Origin of the sequence: Lysobacter sp. Hz25 (assembly GCF_046097045.1) — a bacterium.
GTDB classification, from domain to species: Bacteria; Pseudomonadota; Gammaproteobacteria; order Xanthomonadales; family Xanthomonadaceae; genus Lysobacter; species Lysobacter antibioticus_B.
In genome coordinates this window covers 3,275,037-3,294,301 of record NZ_CP175666.1, presented here as the reverse complement: position 1 = coordinate 3,294,301, position 19,265 = coordinate 3,275,037, and the positions used below count along the sequence as shown (strand labels likewise).

9 protein-coding genes are annotated in these 19,265 nt (G+C 67.2%); 8 read left to right on the top strand and 1 reads right to left on the bottom strand.

Features of this window, described 5'->3' with window-relative positions; translation table 11 throughout:
- The first annotated feature begins 88 nt into the window (after positions 1-88).
- From ACKN61_RS13470 to ACKN61_RS13455, 4 genes are all read left to right on the top strand, one after another.
- Entirely contained in the window at positions 89-2,533 is a 2,445-nt protein-coding gene (locus tag ACKN61_RS13470; RefSeq protein WP_408949972.1) for a GH92 family glycosyl hydrolase, read from the top strand.
- A gap of 293 nt (positions 2,534-2,826) precedes the next feature.
- Positions 2,827-5,250, top strand: coding sequence for a family 20 glycosylhydrolase (locus tag ACKN61_RS13465; protein ID WP_408949971.1), 2,424 nt, complete (start codon positions 2,827-2,829; stop codon positions 5,248-5,250).
- A 264-nt stretch (positions 5,251-5,514) separates the two neighbouring features.
- Entirely contained in the window at positions 5,515-8,328 is a 2,814-nt protein-coding gene (locus tag ACKN61_RS13460) for a TonB-dependent receptor plug domain-containing protein (RefSeq protein ID WP_408949970.1), read from the top strand.
- A 367-nt stretch (positions 8,329-8,695) separates the two neighbouring features.
- Positions 8,696-11,296, top strand: coding sequence for a glycosyl hydrolase 2 galactose-binding domain-containing protein (locus ACKN61_RS13455; RefSeq protein WP_408953823.1), 2,601 nt, complete (start codon positions 8,696-8,698; stop codon positions 11,294-11,296).
- 66 nt (positions 11,297-11,362) lie between these two features.
- Here the strand turns inward: ACKN61_RS13455 and ACKN61_RS13450 are convergent, their stop codons facing one another.
- Positions 11,363-11,584: a hypothetical protein gene (locus tag ACKN61_RS13450; RefSeq protein ID WP_408949969.1), complete on the bottom strand. Its 222-nt coding sequence runs from the start codon at positions 11,582-11,584 to the stop codon at positions 11,363-11,365.
- Between the two features lie 227 nt (positions 11,585-11,811).
- Here ACKN61_RS13450 and ACKN61_RS13445 point away from each other — a divergent pair, with 227 nt between their 5' ends.
- The 4 genes from ACKN61_RS13445 (at position 11,812) to ACKN61_RS13430 (ending at position 19,265) form a co-directional block, all read left to right on the top strand.
- Positions 11,812-14,715 (top strand): VIT domain-containing protein, encoded by a 2,904-nt coding sequence (locus tag ACKN61_RS13445; RefSeq protein ID WP_408949968.1) that lies wholly within the window; start codon positions 11,812-11,814, stop codon positions 14,713-14,715.
- A 209-nt stretch (positions 14,716-14,924) separates the two neighbouring features.
- A protein-coding gene (prfB, locus tag ACKN61_RS13440; RefSeq protein ID WP_144436410.1) for a peptide chain release factor 2 occupies positions 14,925-16,053 on the top strand; the annotation gives its coding sequence in 2 pieces (ribosomal slippage) (positions 14,925-14,999 and positions 15,001-16,053; 1,128 coding nt in all).
- Between the two features lie 350 nt (positions 16,054-16,403).
- A complete protein-coding gene (lysS, locus tag ACKN61_RS13435; protein ID WP_408949967.1) occupies positions 16,404-17,921 on the top strand; it encodes a lysine--tRNA ligase in 1,518 nt (505 codons plus the stop codon).
- A gap of 327 nt (positions 17,922-18,248) precedes the next feature.
- Positions 18,249-19,265 (top strand): two-component system response regulator, encoded by a 1,017-nt coding sequence (locus ACKN61_RS13430; RefSeq protein ID WP_235186255.1) that lies wholly within the window; start codon positions 18,249-18,251, stop codon positions 19,263-19,265.

Here is a 19,265-nt window from a genome sequence, read left to right as displayed (position 1 = left end):
CGCAACCGCGCCGCCGCAACGGAATCTCCCACATCACAGGCAGGGCAAGGCAACGATGACTCGCAATCCGGTACGGCGCAGGCGCGGTTTGGTTTCGGTTTTCGACGGCAAGGCCTGGCCGATCGCCGCGGCACTGACCCTGGCGCTGGCGGGCGTGTCGAATGCCAATGCCGCCACGCCCAGCCGCGATCCGGCGAGCGAGGTCAACACCTTCATCGGCAGCAAGGACGACGGCAACACCTTTCCGGGCGCGAGCGCGCCGTTCGGCCTGATCCAGATCAGCCCGATCGGCGATCACTACAGCGGTTGGCGTTACGACGACCCGAAGATCCGCGGCTTCGGCCACTCCTTCATTTCCGGCGCGGGCTGCTGGGAGCAGGGCGGTCAGCTGTCGGTGCTGCCGACCACCGGCGAGATCGGCCCGGGCAAGCGTTTCGATACCAAGCAGTTCAAGTCCTTCGATCAGAAGGCCTATGCATCCAGTTATACCCACGACGGCGAAGTCGGCCAGGCCGGCTATTACAAGGTGCGCCTGACCGGCGAAGCCGCCGGCCCCATCGACGCCGAAGCGACCGCGCTGACGCGCGCCGCGGCCGAGCGTTACACCTTTCCGGCCGGCGCCAGTCAGGGCACGATCCTGGTCAACACCGGCCAGGCCAACGAACGTCATCTCGTCGTCGGCAGCAGCGTGCAGGTGATCGGCGACCGCGTCGTCGAAGGCAAGATCGTCACCAAGAGCTTCTGCGGCGGCCAGCAGTACACGACCTGGTACCGCATGGAGTTCGACCGTCCCTTCGCCAGCTTCGGCACCTGGGACGAAACCGGCGGCCACGCCGGCGGCCGCGCCAGCATGCAGGGCGACACGCGCCCGCACGGCGCCTGGTTCACCTTCGATACCAAGAACGGCCGTGCGGTCACTGCGATCAGCGCGATCTCGCACGTCGATGCCGAGGGCGCGCGCCGCAACCTGCGCGACGAAGGCATGAAGAACGGCAAGCTGCTGAGCTTCGATGCGATGCGCAAGCAGGCGCAGGACGGCTGGCGCAAGGAACTGGACTCGGTGCGGGTCAGCGGCGGCAGCGCCGACGACCGCGTCGTGTTCTATACCGCTCTCTACCACTCGCTGCTGCAGCCGTTGACCGGCAGCGACAGCGACGGCCGCTACCGCGGCTACGACACCGAAATCCACAAGGCCGAAGGTTGGACCTATTACGAGTACTTCTCGCTGTGGGACACCTATCGCTCGCAGAACCAACTGCTGGCCATGCTGCGTCCGCAGCGGGCGCGCGACATCGCCAATTCCATGCTCAAGATCCACGAGCAGAACGGATGGCTGCCGCGCTGGGGCTACGCCAACTACGACAGCAACGTCATGACCGGCGACCCGGCGACGCCGTTCATGGTCGATCTGTGGCGTTTCGGCGCACTCGAAGGCCGCGAGCAGCAGGCCTATAAGGCCTTGCGCGAGAACGCCTACGGCACGCCGCCGGCGCTGGTGCGCAGCAACGGCCGCGCCGGCAATCCGAGCTATCTGGAGCGTGGTTTCGTCCAGTACGACCGCGCCTTTCCGGCCAAGAGCATGGACGTCGATCCGCACCACGGCGGTTCCTCGACCCTGGAATACGCGCTGGCCGATTGTTCCTTGTCGCAGATGGCCGACGCGCTCGGCCAGAGCGCCGACGCGGCGACCTTGCGCGAACGCGGCCGCAACTGGCGCAAGGTCTGGGACGCCGAGGCGGCCGATCCGGAGCTGGGTTTCCGCGGTTTCCCGCGTCCGCGCCTGGACGACGGCCAGTTCTACGTCGAGGCCGACGGCGGCTACAGTCCGCGTTCGCACCACGGCTTCCACGAAGGCACGGCCTGGCAGTACCAGTGGCTGGTGCAGCAGGACATGCCCGGCCTGGTCGCGGCGATGGGCGGCAACGAGCAGACCGGCAAGCGCCTGGATGCGTTCTTCGCCTACGACCAACTCGTCGCCGACCCGCTCAATGCGGCGCGCAAGCAATGGGTGGTCGGGCCGTACAGCTATTACAACCAATACCGCTACAACCCGAACAACGAGCCGGATCTGCACAGCCCCTGGATGTACACGCTGATCGGCCAGCCGTGGAAGACCACGGCGGTGTTGCGCTCGGCGCAGGCCTTGTTCACCAACGCGCCGAACGGCGTGACCGGCAACGACGACCTCGGCACGATGTCGGCCTGGTATCTGTTCAGCGCGATCGGCCTGTACCCAGCGGTGCCCGGCACCGGCGAATTGCTACTGCACACGCCGCGTTTCGAAAAGGTCGAGCTCGACCTGGGGCAGGGCAAGACCCTGACCATCGAAGCGCCCGGCGCGGATGGCCGCGGCCTGCAGTACGTGCAGTCGGCCAGCTTCGACGGCAAGCCGCAGGACCAGGTCTGGCTGGACTGGGCGAAGTTGCGCAACGGCGGCACTTTGCGTTTCGCACTCGACAAAACCCCGCCGGTGAGCGGCTGGGGCACCAAGGCGGAGGCGCTGCCGAAGTCGGCCTGCGCGTCGCCGAAGTGATGCGGTCGATGCGCTGAAGTTTCGGTAATGAAGTCATGGCGGCGAGGCCATGACGGTGAAGTCGAGGCGCTGAAGTCCGGCCTGGGTTCGTCCGTTTCCAGACCGTCGTCCCAGCGAAGGCGGGGATCCAGGGCCTTACCGCGTTATAGCTCTGAAGTCTCTGGATCCCCGCCTTCGCGGGGATGACGAAATTCAGGGCGGCATGGCAGTGCAGATTCGCGATCCCAGCCTCGGCCGGGGTCACGGAACTCAAAGCGGCAGTTGATTCGAAGCAGTTCGAGGAAACCGATTCGATGAAAGACGCATTGGCGAAGATGGGGCGTTCGAAACTGCGCGTGGCGATGCTGAGCCTGGTCGGCGCGGCGATCGGCCTGGCGCCGTTGGCGCACGCCGACGAGGTTCCGCTGGCCGGCGCGAGCAAGCTCGCCGCCACTGCCGGCACGGCGTTGGCCGCGCCGGAACTGGTGCCGCTGCCGGCGAAGCTGCTGCGCGGCGAGGGCGAGTTCGTTCTCGATGCTACGACCACGCTCTATGCCAACAACGCCGAAGCGCGCGCCATTGCCCAATTGCTGCGCGACGAACTGATCGCGACCCAGGGCCTGACCCTGCCGTTGCGCAGCGGCGCGCCGCGCACGCACAAGGGCGAGGCCGACCCCAGTCGTTATGTGCAGTTGGTCGCCGAGCCGGTCGCCGCCCATGCCGATGCGCGTTCGAAAGAGCGTTACACCCTGGAAATCACCGCGCGCGGCATCCGTCTGTCCGGCCCGCCGGCGGGTCTGTTCTACGGCTATCAATCGCTGCGCCAGTTGTTGCCGGCAACGCGCAGCGCGCAGGCATTGCGCTTGCCCGCGTTGAGTATCGAGGACCAGCCGCGCTTCGTTTATCGCGGCATGCACCTCGACGTCGGTCGGCATATGTATCCGGTCGCCTTCATCAAGCGCTATGTCGACCTGATGGCGCAGTACAAGCTCAATACGTTTCACTGGCACCTGACCGAGGACCAGGGCTGGCGCATAGAAATCAAGCGCTATCCGAAGCTGACCAAGATCGGCGCGCAGCGCAAGGAAACCGTGCTCGGCCGCAATATCGATCCCTACGTCGGCGACGGCAAGCCCTACGGCGGTTTCTACACCCAGGACGAAGTGCGCGAGGTCGTGGCCTACGCCAAGGCCCGCCACATCATGGTGATCCCGGAAATCGAGATGCCGGGCCACTCGTTGGCTGCGCTGGCCGCATACCCGGAACTGGCCTGCACGCCGGGGCCGTTCGAGGTCGGCAGCAACTGGGGCGTGTACGACGACATTTATTGCCCGAAGGAAGAGACCTTCAAGTTCCTCGAGAACGTGCTCGACGAAGTGGTGGCGCTGTTCCCGGCACCCTACCTGCATATCGGCGGCGACGAAGCGCCGAAGACGCGTTGGCAGAGCAGCGAAGTCGCGCAGGCGGTGATCCGCCGCGAAGGCCTGAAGGACGAGCACGAGTTGCAGAGCTACTTCATCCAGCGCATGGAGAAATTCCTGCATTCGCGCGGCAAGCGCATCATCGGCTGGGACGAGATCCTCGAAGGCGGCCTGGCGCCGGACGCGACGGTGATGTCCTGGCGCGGCGAAGCCGGCGGCATCGCCGCGGCGCGCCAGGGGCACGACGTCATCATGACCCCGACCCAGTGCTGCTATTTCGACTACGGCCAGGGGCCGGCGCGCCACGAACAGTGGAACCTCGGCGGCGAGTTGAGCCTGGACAAGGTCTACGCTTACGACCCGGTGCCGAAGGAGCTCGATGCTGCGCAGGCCAGGCACGTGCTCGGCGTGCAGGGCAACGTCTGGAGCGAGTACCTCAAGACCGAGGCGATGGTCGAGTACATGGTGTTCCCGCGCATGCTCGCCCTGGCCGAAGTCGCCTGGACGCCGCAGGGCGACCGCGATTTCGCCGATTTCCAACAGCGCTTGCGCGGGCAGTTTCCGCGCCTGGACCGCGAACAGGTCGGCTACCGCATCTCGGCGCCGGCCGGCTTGAACGACGCGATGCAGGTGCAGGGCCCGGGCGGGCCCGACGAATTCGTGCAGGTGTTCGAGCTGACCGCATCGGTGCCGGGCGCGACCATCCACTACACCGTCGACGGCAGCGAGCCGAGCGATGCCTCGCCCGTGTACGCAGGCCCGATCGAACTGCGCGTGCCGCTCGACCAGGTGCGCAGCTTGCGCACCGTCACCGTGCTCGGCAACGGCCGCCGCAGCGGCGTGCACAGCGCGCAGGTGCAGTACCGCAGCTATCGCGCGGCGGTGGCGCCGCCCAAGCGCAAGAGCGTAGGGCTTAGCTATCGCTTGTACGAAGGCCAGTTTTCGACCCTCGACGAGTTCGAAGCCGCGGCCGCGCCGGTCGAGCAGGGCGTCGCGACCTCGCTGGACCTGGCGCCGTATGCGCGGCAGAGCCGCTACGGTCTGCAGTACGAAGGCCTGATCGAAGTGCCCGCCGACGGCGTGTATCGCTTCGCCTTGCAGGGCGACGACCGTTCGGCCTTGTACGTCGACGGAGAGCGGGTGATCCGCAACGACAGTTACGACCAGACCCTGGAAGGTTCGCTGCCGCTGCGCCGCGGCTGGCATCGTCTGCGCCTGGCCTGGTACCAGCGTGGAGGCGGGCAGAGCCTGCGCTTGCGTTGGGCCGCGCCGGGGCAGGCGCTGCAGGATCTCGATGCGAAGGGTGCGGTGCATTGATGCGTACCGCGCCGTTCGCCTCGGCAGTTCGACGAAGTACGGTCGGATTTTTTTTGCCGTTTTTTTAGATCGATCCAAATAGAGAACGCTACAAGAACGCCACAGCAGCTCGACACAGAGCACGAACGTAACCTTGGCCGAGGGTTCGGCCGCGATTGGGAGGGGTAGCAGGTGAACCACAATCAGCACCGCAACGAGCGCCAGCATCCGAGCCGCACGCCGACGGAACGCCACCGCGCACACAGGAATGTTTTGACTGCGGCGATGCTCGTCGCCTTGTATCTGCCGTTCGCCGCTGCAGCGCAGGAAGCGACCGCGCAGGACCCGGCGGCCGCGGCCGGCGAGGTCAAGTCGATGGACAAGATCACCGTCACCGGTTCACGCATCAAGCGCGCCGAAGTCGAAGGCCCGGCGCCGGTCACGGTGATCAGCGCCGACCAGATCAAGCGCGAAGGCTTCTCGACCGTGTACGAGGCGCTGAGCACCCTGACCGAGGTCACCGGCTCGGTGCAGGCCGACGTCAACAAGGGCCCGACGCCGAACGCCAGCCCGCTCAATATGCGCAATCTCGGGCCGGGCCGCACCCTGCTGCTGATCGACGGGCGCCGCGTCGCCGATTACCCGCTGCCTTATGAGGGCCGCGGCAACTTCGCCAATTTCAACAATATCCCCATGGCCGCGGTCGAGCGCATCGAAGTGCTGGCCAGCGGCGGCTCGGCGATCTACGGGTCCGACGCGATGGCGGGCGTGATCAACGTCATCATGAAGAAGAACTTCAATGGCGACGAAGTGCGCATCAAGGGCGGCACCACCACCCGCGGCGGCGGCGATTCCTTCGACCTGTCGTGGACCGGCGGCCGCACCGGCGACAAGTGGAGCGCGACCTACGGCGTGCAGTGGAGCGGCCGCGAGACTTTGTTCGCCGGCGACCGCGAATTCGTCGACTCCGATCTCGAGCCGGCCAACACGGTCAAGCCCCTGGTCAACGACCCCTGGCCGTGGGTCTGGGGCGTGGAACTGATCGACAGCGCCAGCAAGCGGCGCGTGACGCCGCCGACCGGCGCCTGCGACCGTTTCCAGGACCTGCCGCTGCACAACTTCATCGGCAACGAGGGCAACGCGCCCGAGTTCCCCGGCTACAGCTGCACCCAGAGCAAGGGCAATGCCTTGTGGAGCCTGCGCAACGGGTCCAACAACGTCTCGGCCTTCGGCAACTTCAGCTACGACTTCGACAACGGCATGCAGGCCTGGGTCAGCGCCTCGCTGTGGGACAGCGAAGGCGAATCGCGCCAGGACGAGGCGCTGCGCTTCGAGTTAAACCGTGGCGGCGCCTTCTACGACCAGGGCACCGGCCGCAGCTACCAGGCGCGTCGCGCCTTCACCGTGCCCGAGGCCGGCGGCCGAGATCCGTTCCTGTTCTACACCAACGAACGCTCCTGGGACCTCGCCGGCGGTCTGCGCGGCCGCTTCGGCGAAAAGCTCAACTGGGACGCCACCGTCGGCCGCACCGAGTACGAGGTCGACTTCAGCTTCCCCTCGGTGGTGCAGAGCGCGGTCGACGAGTATTTCCTCGGACCGCAACTGGGCACGAACGGCGGCTTGCCGGCCTATCAGTTGAACCAGAACCGGTTCTGGAACCCGATGGACATGGCGACCTTCCAAAGGCTGACCACCCACGGCCATTCCAGCGCCAAGTCGTGGATGAACCAGGCCCAGTTCGCGGTCAACGGCGATCTGTTCGATCTGCCGGCCGGCCCGGTCGGTTTCGCCGCAGTGTTGGAAGCGGGCTCGCAAGGCTACCGCCTGAGTCCCGATCCGCTGACCTTCGGCCCCAACAAGCAGTACGACCAGCCCGGCGGCACCAACCAGGGCGGCGGCGACCGCAAGCGTTATGCGATCGGCGTCGAGTTCAAGTTGCCGCTGTTGGAATCGCTGGACCTGACCACCGCCGGCCGTTTCGATCGCTACGACGACGACAGCCGCAAGGAGGGCAACTTCACCTGGAACGCCGGTCTGGAATGGCGCCCGATCGAAAGCCTGCTGCTGCGCGGCGCCTACAACACCACCTTCCGCGCGCCGGACATGCATTACCTGTTCGCCACCAGCGGCACCGGCACCCAGGAAAGCGCCGACGTCGCTTCGTGCATCAAGCGCAACCAGGGCCCGAACTGCGGCTCGGCGTCGGTGTATTACCGTCACGCCACCAGCCGCACCGGCAACCTCAAGCTGGACAGCGAGACCGGCAAGTCCTGGAGTGCGGGCCTGGTCTGGGATGCGACCGACAATCTGTCGTTCAGTGCCGACTATTGGCGCATGACCATCGACAACCAGGTTCGCGATTTCGACATCGCCGACATCCTCGACCTGGAAAGCCAGTGCATCAACGGCGTTCCGCGCAGGTCGTCGGACCGGATGCAGGTCGCGCCGGGCTCGTCGACGTGTTCGAGCATCCTCTCGCGCGTGAGCCGCAGCAGCCCGGGCACCAACGCCTTCGGCGTCGCCGACCCCAACTATCCCTTGGGCCAGGTGACCTCGGTGCGCAGCGGCCCGATCAACATCGCTTACCGCGAGGTCGCGGGCGTCGACGTGTCGGCCCGTTACAAGCTGCCGGCGACGGCCTGGGGCGACTTCAGCTTCGCGCTCAACTACACCAATCAGTTGAAGAACAACGAGCAGCGCGACCCGGGCGCGCCGATGCAGGAAAACCGCGACAACGATGTGCGCACCTTCGCCCGCGCCAGCGCCAGCTGGTCGCGCGGGCCGTGGAACGCCACCCTGTTCGCCAATCGCATCGGCCACACCAACGGCGACAACTACAACCGTTGCGCACCGGTCATGCCGGGGCAAACCTCGACGGAATGCCGGATGGTCGGCAAGCTGAAGGCGCCGATCTACTTCAACCTGACCGCCGGCTACCAGCTGACCGAACAGGCCCGGGTCAACCTGTACATCGACAACCTGTTCGACGAAGCCGAGTACAAGGACCCCTACAAGATGTTCTTCATCTACGCCAACGAACGCGTGTTCTCGCGCGTGGGCCGCGAAATCTCGGCCGAGTTCGTTTACAAGTTCGATTGATGCAGGCTTGACCGATGCAGGTCCGATCGATGCGGTCGGTATCCACGCATCGATGCAATACCCGCGGCCGGCCGTTCGCGACCGGCCGCGGCAAACGCTCTCCAGTAAGCGGTGGTGGCCCGGCGATTCCGCGCTCTCCAGGCGGGACGCAGGGTTTTTTCCCGATTCTCGGGCAGGGGGCGCCTGGATGGGCGCTCCCGTTTTTCTCCCGGGCCTCGGGCACGATCCGGTTTCGAATTTCATGGCCGGCCGCCGCTGCTGCGGCCGCGCAACCACGGCAAGCGACTCCCTTGGGGCAAGCATGGCGACACTCCGGTCCAAGAACACCTTCGTTTCGGCACTGCGCACGGCTGCCGCGATCGGCCTGATGCTGGCCGCGGCCCTGAGCGCGGACTGGGCCCGGGCGGCCGAGGCGAGCTCCCAGCCCTTGCACGGCGATTGGCAGTTCCGGCTGGTGCCGGGCGACCCCGAAGCCGCCGCGCATGCCGCGGCCACCGATTGGCGCAAGGCGCAGGTGCCGGGGCATGTGCATACCGATCTGTTCGCCGCCGGCCTGATCGCCGACCCCTACGTCGGCGCGCGCGAGCGCAGCCTGCAATGGATCGGCCTGGCGCAGTGGGAATACCGAACCAGCTTCGACGTCGATCGCGCGACCTTGAAGCGCGCGCACACCGAGCTGGTGTTCGAGGGCCTGGACACCTTCGCGACCGTGCAGCTCAACGGCGTCGAACTGCTCAAGGCCGACAACAGTTTCCGCACCTGGCGCGTGCCGGCACAGGGCCATCTGCGCGAACGCGGCAATGAGCTGCGGGTGGTGTTCGATTCGCCGATCCGGCGAATGCTGCCGCAGGTGCAGGCGATGCCGCACAAGATCGCCGGTAACTACCCGTCGCCCTACGGCGACGAGCCGCGCGATGCGATGACCGCCAACTTCGTGCGCAAGCCCGGCTATCACTACGGCTGGGACTGGGGCCCGCGCTACGTCAGCGCCGGCATCTGGCGTGCGGTGCGGCTGGAAAGCTGGGACCGCCTGCGCCTGGCCGACCTGCACGTGCAGCCGCGCCGCATCGCCCAGGACGCGGCCGAGGCCACGGTCGAGCTGGAGATCGACAGCGACCGCGCCGGCCAGGTCACGGTCGAGATCGACTACGCCGGTCCGCAAAGCAAGGGCGAGAGCTTGCGTCACGAGACCGAATTGCGCAGCGGCCGCAACATCGTGTCGGTGCCGCTGACGATCCCGCAGCCGCGCCTGTGGTACCCGGTCGGTTACGGCGAGCAAGCCTTGTATACCTTCAAGGCCCGCGTGCGCGACGCCGATGGCGTGCAGGCGGCGGCCCAGCGTCGAACCGGCTTGCGCAGCATCGAACTGCGCCGCGAGCGCGATGCCGGCGGCCAGGGCTTCGCCTTCGTCGTCAACGGCATCCCGGTGTTCGCCAAGGGCGCCAACGCGATTCCGTTCGACGCGTTCCCGGCGCGGGTGACCCGCGAGCGCCTGCGCCGCGACCTGCAATCCGCGCGCGACGCTAACATGAACATGTTGCGCAACTGGGGCGGCGGTTATTACGAGTCCGACGACTTCTTCGAGCTGGCCGACGAACTCGGGCTGATGGTCTGGCAGGACTTCATGTTCGGCGGCGGCATGCCGCCCGGCTATGATCCCGCTTTCCGCGCCAACGTCGTGGCCGAGGCGCGCGACAACGTGCGCCGCTTGCGCAACCACCCCAGCATCGTGCTGTGGTGCGGCAACAACGAAGAAGAAACCGCCTGGAAGGACTGGGGCCATCGGACCAAGCTGGCCGCGGCCGATCCGAAGTTCGCGCAGACGGTGTGGGAGGGCTATGTGGCCTTGTTCGGCAAGGACCTGCGTCGGGTCGTCGCCGAAGAGGGCGCGGGCGTGCCGTACTGGTCGAGTTCGCCGAGCAACGACCTGGCCGACAAGGCCAACGACTCCAACAACGGCGACAAGCATTACTGGGATGTGTGGGGTGGCCCGGCCTTGCCGGCCACGGCCTATCTCGACGAGACCCCGCGCTTCATGTCCGAGTACGGCCTGCAGGGCTGGCCGTCGCTGCGCACCATCGCCAATTTCGCCCGCCCCGAAGAGCAGGGCATCAATGCGCCGGTGATCCGCGCGCATCAGAAGTTCCTGGCCGGCGACGGCAACTCGCGCTTGCTGCTGTACATCCGCCGCGAATACGGCGAGCCGCGCGACTTCGCCGATTTCGTCTATCTGAGCCAGCAGGTACAGGCCGAAGGCATCGAGCTGGCCGCCTTGCACCACCGCGCCTCGCGTCCGCGCACGATGGGTTCGCTGTACTGGCAGTTGAACGACGTCTGGCCGGGCGCGTCCTGGTCGAGCCTGGATTACTACGGGCGCTGGAAGCCGCTGCATTTCCACGCCAAGCGCTTCTTCGCCGACGTCGCCATCGCGCCCTTGCGCCGCCCGACCGGCGGACGCACCGAGCTGAGCCTGCTGTCGGATCGCACCACGCCCCTGCAGGGCGAATGGCGTTTGCGGGTCATAGACTTCGACGGCCGCGTCCATCGCGACGAACGCAAGCCCGCGACCCTGGCGGCGTTGGCCTCGACCGCGGCCGGCGCCTGGAGCGACGCCGAACTGCTCGGCGACGCCGATCCCTTGCGCACCGCGGCGGTGTTCGACCTGATCGTCGACGGCAAGACGGTGTCGCGTCGCGCCGTCTACTTCGGCGAATCCAGGCGCTTGGCCTGGCAGGACCCCGAGCTGCACGGCGAACTGCGCCGCGACGGCGACGGATACCGTTTGCAATTGAAGGCGAGCAAGCTGGCGCGCGCGGTCTGGATCGATTTCGGCGATCACGACGTCGAGTTGGCCGACAACGCCCTGACTCTGCTGCCGGGCGAAACCGTGGAGATCGCGTTGAAGTCGAAGGTTGGCCTGGACAGCCTGCAGCGCGCCTTGAGCCTGCGGTCCTTGTATCGGCCTTGAGGGGGCTCGGGGTGTTTTCGGCTTTCGTTGCGCAGAGCAAATCCCCCGCGCTGCAGTGATCGGGTTTCATCGGCCGTCGCCGGGCGCTCGCCCCCTTTTCCAAAGGGGGCGACGGTTGGCGTGTGCGAGCACCGACACCAGCACCGGCAACGACACCGACACCAGCACCAGCACCAGCACCAGCACCGGCACCGGCACCGGCACCGGCACCGGCACCGGCACGAGCATGAGCATGAGCATGAGCATGAGCACGAGCACGAGCACGAGCACGAGCACGAGCACGAGCACCCAACCCCGGTGATGCTTGCTGTTCCCCCCTTTGGAAAAGGGGGGCAGGGGGGATTTGCTCTTCGGCTCCCGCAACAAGCCCAACTTGCATCCCACCCCAACGCCCCGCAGGCTGTGCCGCTCGCGCCACCGCCGCGCCGCGTGCATGGAAGCGACGCCCTTCAACCCCGTTCGCGCAGTCGCTGCGTTAGAGGTTGCAGACCCCGTTCTTAAGGAAGAGGTGACCGGTGAAACCGTCCTTCGCAGTCGTTCGTTCCGTGTGTTGCCTGTTGCTCGCCCTCGCCACCGTCGCCAGCGCGCAGATCCGCAGGGATGTCACCGCGCCGCCCTTGCTCGAAGTACGCGGCGCCGAAACGCCCATCGTGCTCGAATCGGCCCGCGTCGACGGCGAGATCGTCGGCGGGCTGGCGCGTACCTCGGTCGAGCTGGTGTTCCGCAACCCGAACCGGCGCGTGCTCGAAGGGCAGTTGCAGTTTCCCTTGCGCGACGGCCAGCAGGTCGCCGGCTTCGCCCTCGACATCGACGGCAAGCTGCGCGCCGCGGTGCCGGTGCCGAAGGACAAGGGCCGGCAGGTGTTCGAGGCGATCGAGCGCCGCGGCGTCGACCCGGCGCTGTTGGAGAAGACCGCCGGCAACCAGTTCAAATTGCGGGTCTACCCGATCCCGGCCCAGGGCACGCGGCGGGTGCGGCTGGAGTTGGTCGAGTCGCTCGCTCGCGAGGGCGGCGACTGGCGTTACGAGCTGCCGCTGGCGTTCGCCGCGCAGGCGCGCAGTTTCAGCCTCGACCTGGTCTCGGCGCAGAAGCCGCGCGTGGTCGGTCTGAACCAACAGGCCGAGATCGCCTTGAGCGCCGGCCGCTACCGGTTGGCGCTGCGCAGCCGACCGCTCGGCGACGCCCTGAGCCTGCGGGTGCAGGCCGCCACCGCGCCGCGCGCCTACACCCAGGACTTGGACGGCGAACGTTTCTTCCTCGCCGAAGTGCCGCTGGCCGGTGCGCGCCAGCCGCGCGCGCTGCCGAAATCCATCGGCTTGCTGTGGGACAGCTCGGCCTCGGGCCGCAAGCGCGAGCGCGCCAGCGAACTCGCACTGCTGGATCGTTATTTCCGCGCCGCCGGCGAGGTCCGGGTCAGCCTGGTCCGGCTGCGCGACCGCGCCGCGCCCGCGCAGGCTTTCGCGGTCAAGAGCGGCGATTGGTCGGCGCTCAAGCGCGAACTCGAAAGCACGGTCTACGACGGCGCCACCGACCCGGGCGGTTGGCAGCCGCAGGCCGGCATCGAGGAATACCTGTTGGTCAGCGACGGCTTGTTCAACTACGGCCAGCGTCGCTTCCCGGCCTTGCTCGCCGGCCAGCGCCTGTATGCCTTGAACTCGGCCGGTGCGGCCTCCGACCAGGACGGCCTGCGTGCCCTGGCGCAGGCGCACGGCGGCCGTCTGGTGGCGTGGCAGCGCGCCGGCGAACTCGATCGCGCCGCCGATGTCCTGCTCAACGAAGGGCCGCAATTGCTCGGCGTCGACGGCCTCGGTACGGCCGAGCTGGTCGCCGATTCGCCGTTCGCCGACGGCGGCCTGTTGCGCATCGCCGGCAAGCTGCGCGATCGCCCGGCCAAGCTGAGCCTGAAGGTGCGCGACGGCGGCCGGGTGCGCGAGCTCGTCGTGCCTATCGATGCCGATGCGCCGGCCAGCGTCTTCCCGGCTTCGCTGTGGGCGCAGTACTCGATCGGCGCGATGCAGGCCGACCCCGAACTCAACCGCGCCGCGATCGCGCGCCTCGGCCAGCGCTTCGGCATCGTCACCGCCGAGACCTCGCTGATCGTGCTCGACGATCTGGCCGACTACGTGCGTTACGACATCACCCCGCCGGACCGCCTCGACGAATTTCGCCGGCTCAAGGCCGAAGGCAGCGGCGAGCGCGAGCGTACCCGCCGGCAGAGCCTGGACCGGGTCGCCGCGCTGTACGCGCAGCGCATCGAATGGTGGCAGCACAGTTGGCCGAAGGGCGCGCCGCCGCAAGCGGCCGATGAGGCCAAGCTACGTCGTGCCCAGGCGGGGGCGCATGGCAACGTGCAGCGTTCGCTGGCTTATGCGCCGGCGCCTGCGGCCCCGGTCGCCGCAGTCGCGCCTATGCCGATGGAGGCAGAGGCGAGACTCGAGACGATCACGGTGACCGGCTCGCGCGTCGATGCCGCCTCGGACAAAGCCGGGCAGGACGCAGAAGCCGGCGCCGGCGCCCGCATCGTCCTGCAGCCGTGGCAGCCCGACTCGCCGTACGCACGACGCCTGCGCCAGGCCGGTGCCGACCGCGTGTACGCGATCTACCTCGACGAGCGCGATTCGCACGCGACCAGCACGGCGTTCTATCTCGACGTCGCCGACGTCCTGATCGAGAAAGGCCAGCGCGACCTGGCCCTGCGCGTGCTCTCCAACCTGGCCGAGATGGACCTGGAGAACCGCCACATCCTGCGGGTGCTCGGCTATCGCCTGATGCAGGCCGAACAGCCCGCGCTGGCGGTGCCGGTGTTCGAGCGCGTGCGCGGCCTGGCCGAGGAAGAGCCGCAGAGCTTCCGCGACCTGGGCCTGGCCTATGCCGCCAACGCCCAGTACCCGCAGGCGGTGGAGGCCTTGTACGAGATCGCCCTGCGCGATTGGGACGGGCGCTTCCCGGGCGTGGAGGAAATCGCCATGGCCGAGCTCAACGCCATCGTCGCGGCCCACCCGCAAGGGCTGGATACCTCGCGCATCGACCGGCGCCTGCTGCGCAACCTGCCGCTGGACCTGCGCGTGGTGTTGAGCTGGGACAGCGACAACAGCGACATGGACCTGTGGGTGACCGACCCGAACGGCGAGAAGTGCTACTACGGCCACAAGCTGACCTATCAGGGCGGGCGCATCTCCAACGACTTCACCGGCGGCTACGGCCCCGAGGAATTCATCCTGCGCGACGCCAAGCCCGGCAAGTACAAGGTCGAGGCCAACTTCTACGGCGACCGCCAGCAACTGGTGACCGGGGCGACGACCCTGCACTTGTGGCTCAGCACCGGCTTCGGCGGCGCCCAGCCGACCGAGCAGAAGGTGACTCTGCGCCTGAAGGATCGCGCCGAAGTGGTGATGGTGGGCGAGTTCGAGGTGAAGTAAGGCGGGCCGAAGTAAGCCGGGCCGATGAGGTCGCGGGGCAGGGCGGCGCGTCCGAACGGGGCGCCGGCCTGGTCCGGTTCGCCGGAGCCGGGGTGGGGCGCGGTCGCGGCTTGCGCCGCTCCTACCCCGAGGCGCTGAGCCGGGCGGGCGTCCCGGCCCCTCGGGCTGCTAGAATCGGCGGTTCTCATCCGCATTCAAGACCATCGGACATGATCGAGCTCAATCCCGTCCGCCAGCGCATCGCCGACCTCCGGGGCCGGCTGGATTCGCTCAGGGGGTATCTTTGACTACGACAGCAAAGTCGAACGTCTCGAAGAAGTAAACCGGGAGCTCGAAAGCCCCGATATCTGGAACAACGCCGAACAGGCCCAGGGCCTGGGCCGTGAGCGCGCCAGCCTGGAAAAGGTGGTCGACGGCATCCGCCGCCTCACCGACGGCCTGGTCGGCGCCGACGAACTGCTCGAACTGGCCGAAATGGAAGACGACGAGTCGACCGCGCTGGCCGTGGTCGAGGACGTCGAGCGCTACGCCAAGCAGGTCGAGGAACTCGAGTTCCGGCGCATGTTCTCCGGCCCGATGGACGCGGCTTCGGCCTTCGTCGACATCCAGGCCGGCGCCGGCGGCACCGAGGCCCAGGACTGGGCCGAAATCCTGTTGCGCATGTACCTGCGCTGGGCCGAATCGCGCGGCTGGAAGGCCGAGCTGATGGAAGTCAGCGGCGGCGACGTGGCCGGCATCAAGTCGGCGACCTTCCGCGTCGAAGGCGATTTCGCCTACGGCTGGCTGAAGACCGAGACCGGCGTGCACCGCCTGGTGCGCAAGTCGCCGTTCGACTCCGACAACCGCCGCCACACCAGCTTCACCTCGGTGTTCGTGTCGCCGGAAGTCGACGACAAGATCGACATCGAGATCAACCCGGCCGACCTCAAGACCGACGTCTACCGCTCCTCGGGCGCCGGCGGCCAGCACGTCAACAAGACGGAATCGGCGGTGCGCATCACCCACGTCCCGAGCGGGATCGTGGTGGCCTGCCAGACCGAGCGCAGCCAGCACGCCAACCGCGACCGCGCCATGAAGATGCTGGCGGCGAAGTTGTACGAGCTGGAAATCCAGAAGCGCAACGCCGTGCGCGACGCGGTCGAGGCGACCAAGTCCGACATCGGCTGGGGCAGCCAGATCCGCAACTACGTGCTCGACCAGAGCCGCATCAAGGACCTGCGCACCGGCATCGAACGCAGCGACACCCAGAAAGTGCTCGACGGCGATCTCGACGAATTCGTCGAGGCCAGCCTCAAGTCGGGCCTGGAAGTGGGTTCGAAACGCATCGACGCGGTCTGAGGGTCGGGAATCGGGAATCGGGTCCTGTAGCCGTCGCGTCTGTCCGGTCGTCATCCCCGCGAAGGCGGGGATCCAACGACTTCAGAGTGCGCATCGGTGAAGCTCTGGATCCCCGCCTTCGCGGGGATGACGGGCTGAAGGGGGAGGGAGCAGAAATGCGTTGCCGTACACACGCCGACTGCTGCCGTCCCTCCATTGCCTTGCTCGCCCGCCAAGATCGCCCGCCAAGACCGTCCGCATCCGCCACGCCGTCTCCACGCCTGCCGCCGACCGCCACTCAAGCGCCCGCGCCGCGACTTCAGTAATCTGCATCCCTCCAGCTTTCCCAAGCCCTACCTGAAACCCAGACCATGACCGACGACACCAGCCTGCCGCCCATCGACGAGAACCATCTGATCGCGGAGCGTCGCGCCAAACTCACGGCCATGCGCGGCGAGGGCATCGCGTTCCCGAACGATTTCCGCCGCGGCGATTTCGTCGGCGACCTGCAGGCGCAGTACATCGACGCCGAGCATTGGACCCAGGAAGCGCTGGACAGCGAGGCGCGCCGGGTCGCGGTCGCCGGTCGCATCCTGCTCAAGCGGGTCATGGGCAAGGCCAGCTTCGTCCAGATCCAGGACGAGTCCGGGCGCATCCAACTGTTCCTGCAGGCCAACGCGCTCGGCGAAACCTACGACAAGTTCAAGGGTTGGGACGTCGGCGACATCGTCGCCGCCGAAGGTCCGATCACCCGCACCAAGACCGGCGAGCTGTCGGTCAAGGCCGAGACCCTGCGCCTGCTGACCAAGGCCTTGCGTCCGTTGCCGGACAAGTTCCACGGCCTGGCCGACGTCGAGCAGCGCTACCGCCAGCGCTATGTCGACCTGATCGTGTCGCCGGACGCGCGCGAGGTGTTCGTCAAGCGCTCCAAGATCATCCGCTCGATGCGCGCCTGGCTGGATACGCGGCGCTTCCTCGAAGTGGAAACGCCGATGATGCATTACATCCCCGGCGGCGCCGCGGCCAAGCCGTTCACCACCCATCACAACGCGCTCGACCTGCAGTTGTACCTGCGCGTGGCGCCGGAGCTGTACCTCAAGCGCCTGGTCGTCGGCGGCCTGGAGCGCGTCTACGAGATCAACCGCAACTTCCGCAACGAGGGCGTGTCGACCCGGCACAACCCCGAGTTCACCATGCTCGAGTTGTACGAGGCCTACGCCACCTACACCGAGATCATGGACCTGACCGAGGCGGTGATCCGCCACGCCGCGACCGACGTGCTCAACACCACCCAGGTCGAATGGGACGGCAACCCGATCGACCTGGGGCCGAAGTTCCGCCGCTGGTCGATGATCGATGCGGTGCTCGAACACAACCCCGAGATCAAGCGCGAAGAACTGCGCGACCTCGACGCCATGCGCGCCCACGGCGCGCGCCTCAAGGTCGCGGTCAAGCCGGGCTACGGCTGGGGCAAGCTGTTGCTGGAGATCTTCGAGAAGACCGTCGAGCACACGTTGATCCAGCCGACCTTCATCACCGATCACCCGGTCGAAGTGAGCCCGCTCGCGCGCGCCAACGACCTCGATCCGGAACTCACCGACCGGTTCGAGTTGTTCATCGGCGGCAAGGAACTGGCGAACGGTTTCTCCGAGCTCAACGACCCGGAAGACCAGGCCGCGCGTTTCCAGGCCCAGGTCGACCAGAAGGAGGGCGGCGACGACGAGGCCATGCACTACGACGCCGACTACATCCGCGCGCTCGAAGTCGGCCTGCCGCCGACCGGCGGTCTGGGCATCGGCATCGACCGCCTGGTGATGATGCTGACCGGCTCCTCGTCGATCCGCGATGTGCTGTTGTTCCCCTACATGCGTCCCGAAACCGGCCTCTGAGCCGGTTCCCGGGCGATTGCGTCGGCCGCTGCGGCCCGCTCGACCCCGCGTCAGGCCGGTAGTGCCGGTCGAAGCCAAACGCAGGTAAGCACAATGGACGGCCAACGCGGGTTGGCCGTTTCTTCAGTCGCCCCGCGTTGAACCGTGACGTACAGCGCTCATTCGCAAGCTTGGCCCGGGCGAAGTCGGATCGTCTAGGGACCTTCGGCGGCTGTCACGGGCATCCTGGCGGGGTATGCTCCCAGATCGGTCACCACAGGGGGTGACCCCATTACGGAAGCCGGTGTGAACGTCGTTATCGTCGATGACCAAACGTCCGCGCGGACCATGTTGCGCCACATCATCGAGGACATCGCGTCCGAGTTGTCGGTGCACGATTTCGGCGAGCCCGAGGCCGCGTTGGCGTGGTGCGAAACGCACCAGCCCGATCTGTTGCTGCTCGACTATCGCATGCCGGGCATCGACGGACTGGAGTTCGCGCGCCGTTTCCGCCGCCTGCCGATGCACCGGGACATCCCGATCATCCTGGTGACGGTGGTCGGCGACGAACCGGTGCGTCAGGCCGCGCTCGAAGCCGGGGTGATCGATTTCCTGGTCAAGCCGGTGCGCCCGCGCGAGCTGCGTGCGCGTTGCCGCAACCTGCTGCAGTTGCGCCAGCAGTCCGAGAACGTCAAACAGCGGGCCCTGTCGCTCGAACAGCGGTTGCTGTCGAGCATGCACGAGGTCGAGGAGCGCGAGCGCGAGACCTTGTCGCGACTGGCCCGCGCCATCGAATACCGCGATGCCGGCACCAGCGCCTACCTGGAGCGGATGTCGCACATCGCCGGCCTGATCGCCGAGCAGTTGGGCATGTTCGAGGACGAGATCCGGGTCATCGAGATGGCCGCGCCGCTGCACGACATCGGCAAGATCGCCATCCCCGACGCGGTGCTGATGAAGCCCGGCCCGCTGACCGAGGAGGAGACGGCGGTCATGCGCCGCCACCCCAAGATCGGCTACGAACTGCTCAGCGGCAGCCAGAACCGGTTCATCCAGGCCGGGGCCCTGATCGCCTTGCGCCACCACGAGCGCTACGATGGCAGCGGCTACCCGGACGGGCTGGTCGGGGACGATATTCCCCTGGAAGCCCGGATCGTGGCGGTCGCAGACGTGTTCGACGCCCTGATTTCGCCGCGTCCCTACAAAAAAGCCTGGGACGTGGAGGAGGCATTGGGGTATATGTACGCTCAGCGCGGTCGTTTGTTCGATCCACGTTGCGTGGACGCCCTGATCCGCAGCCGGGCCCGGCTCGACGAAATCTGCGATCGTTATTCGGCCAGCTTCCCCCGTCCCGGCTTGGAGTAG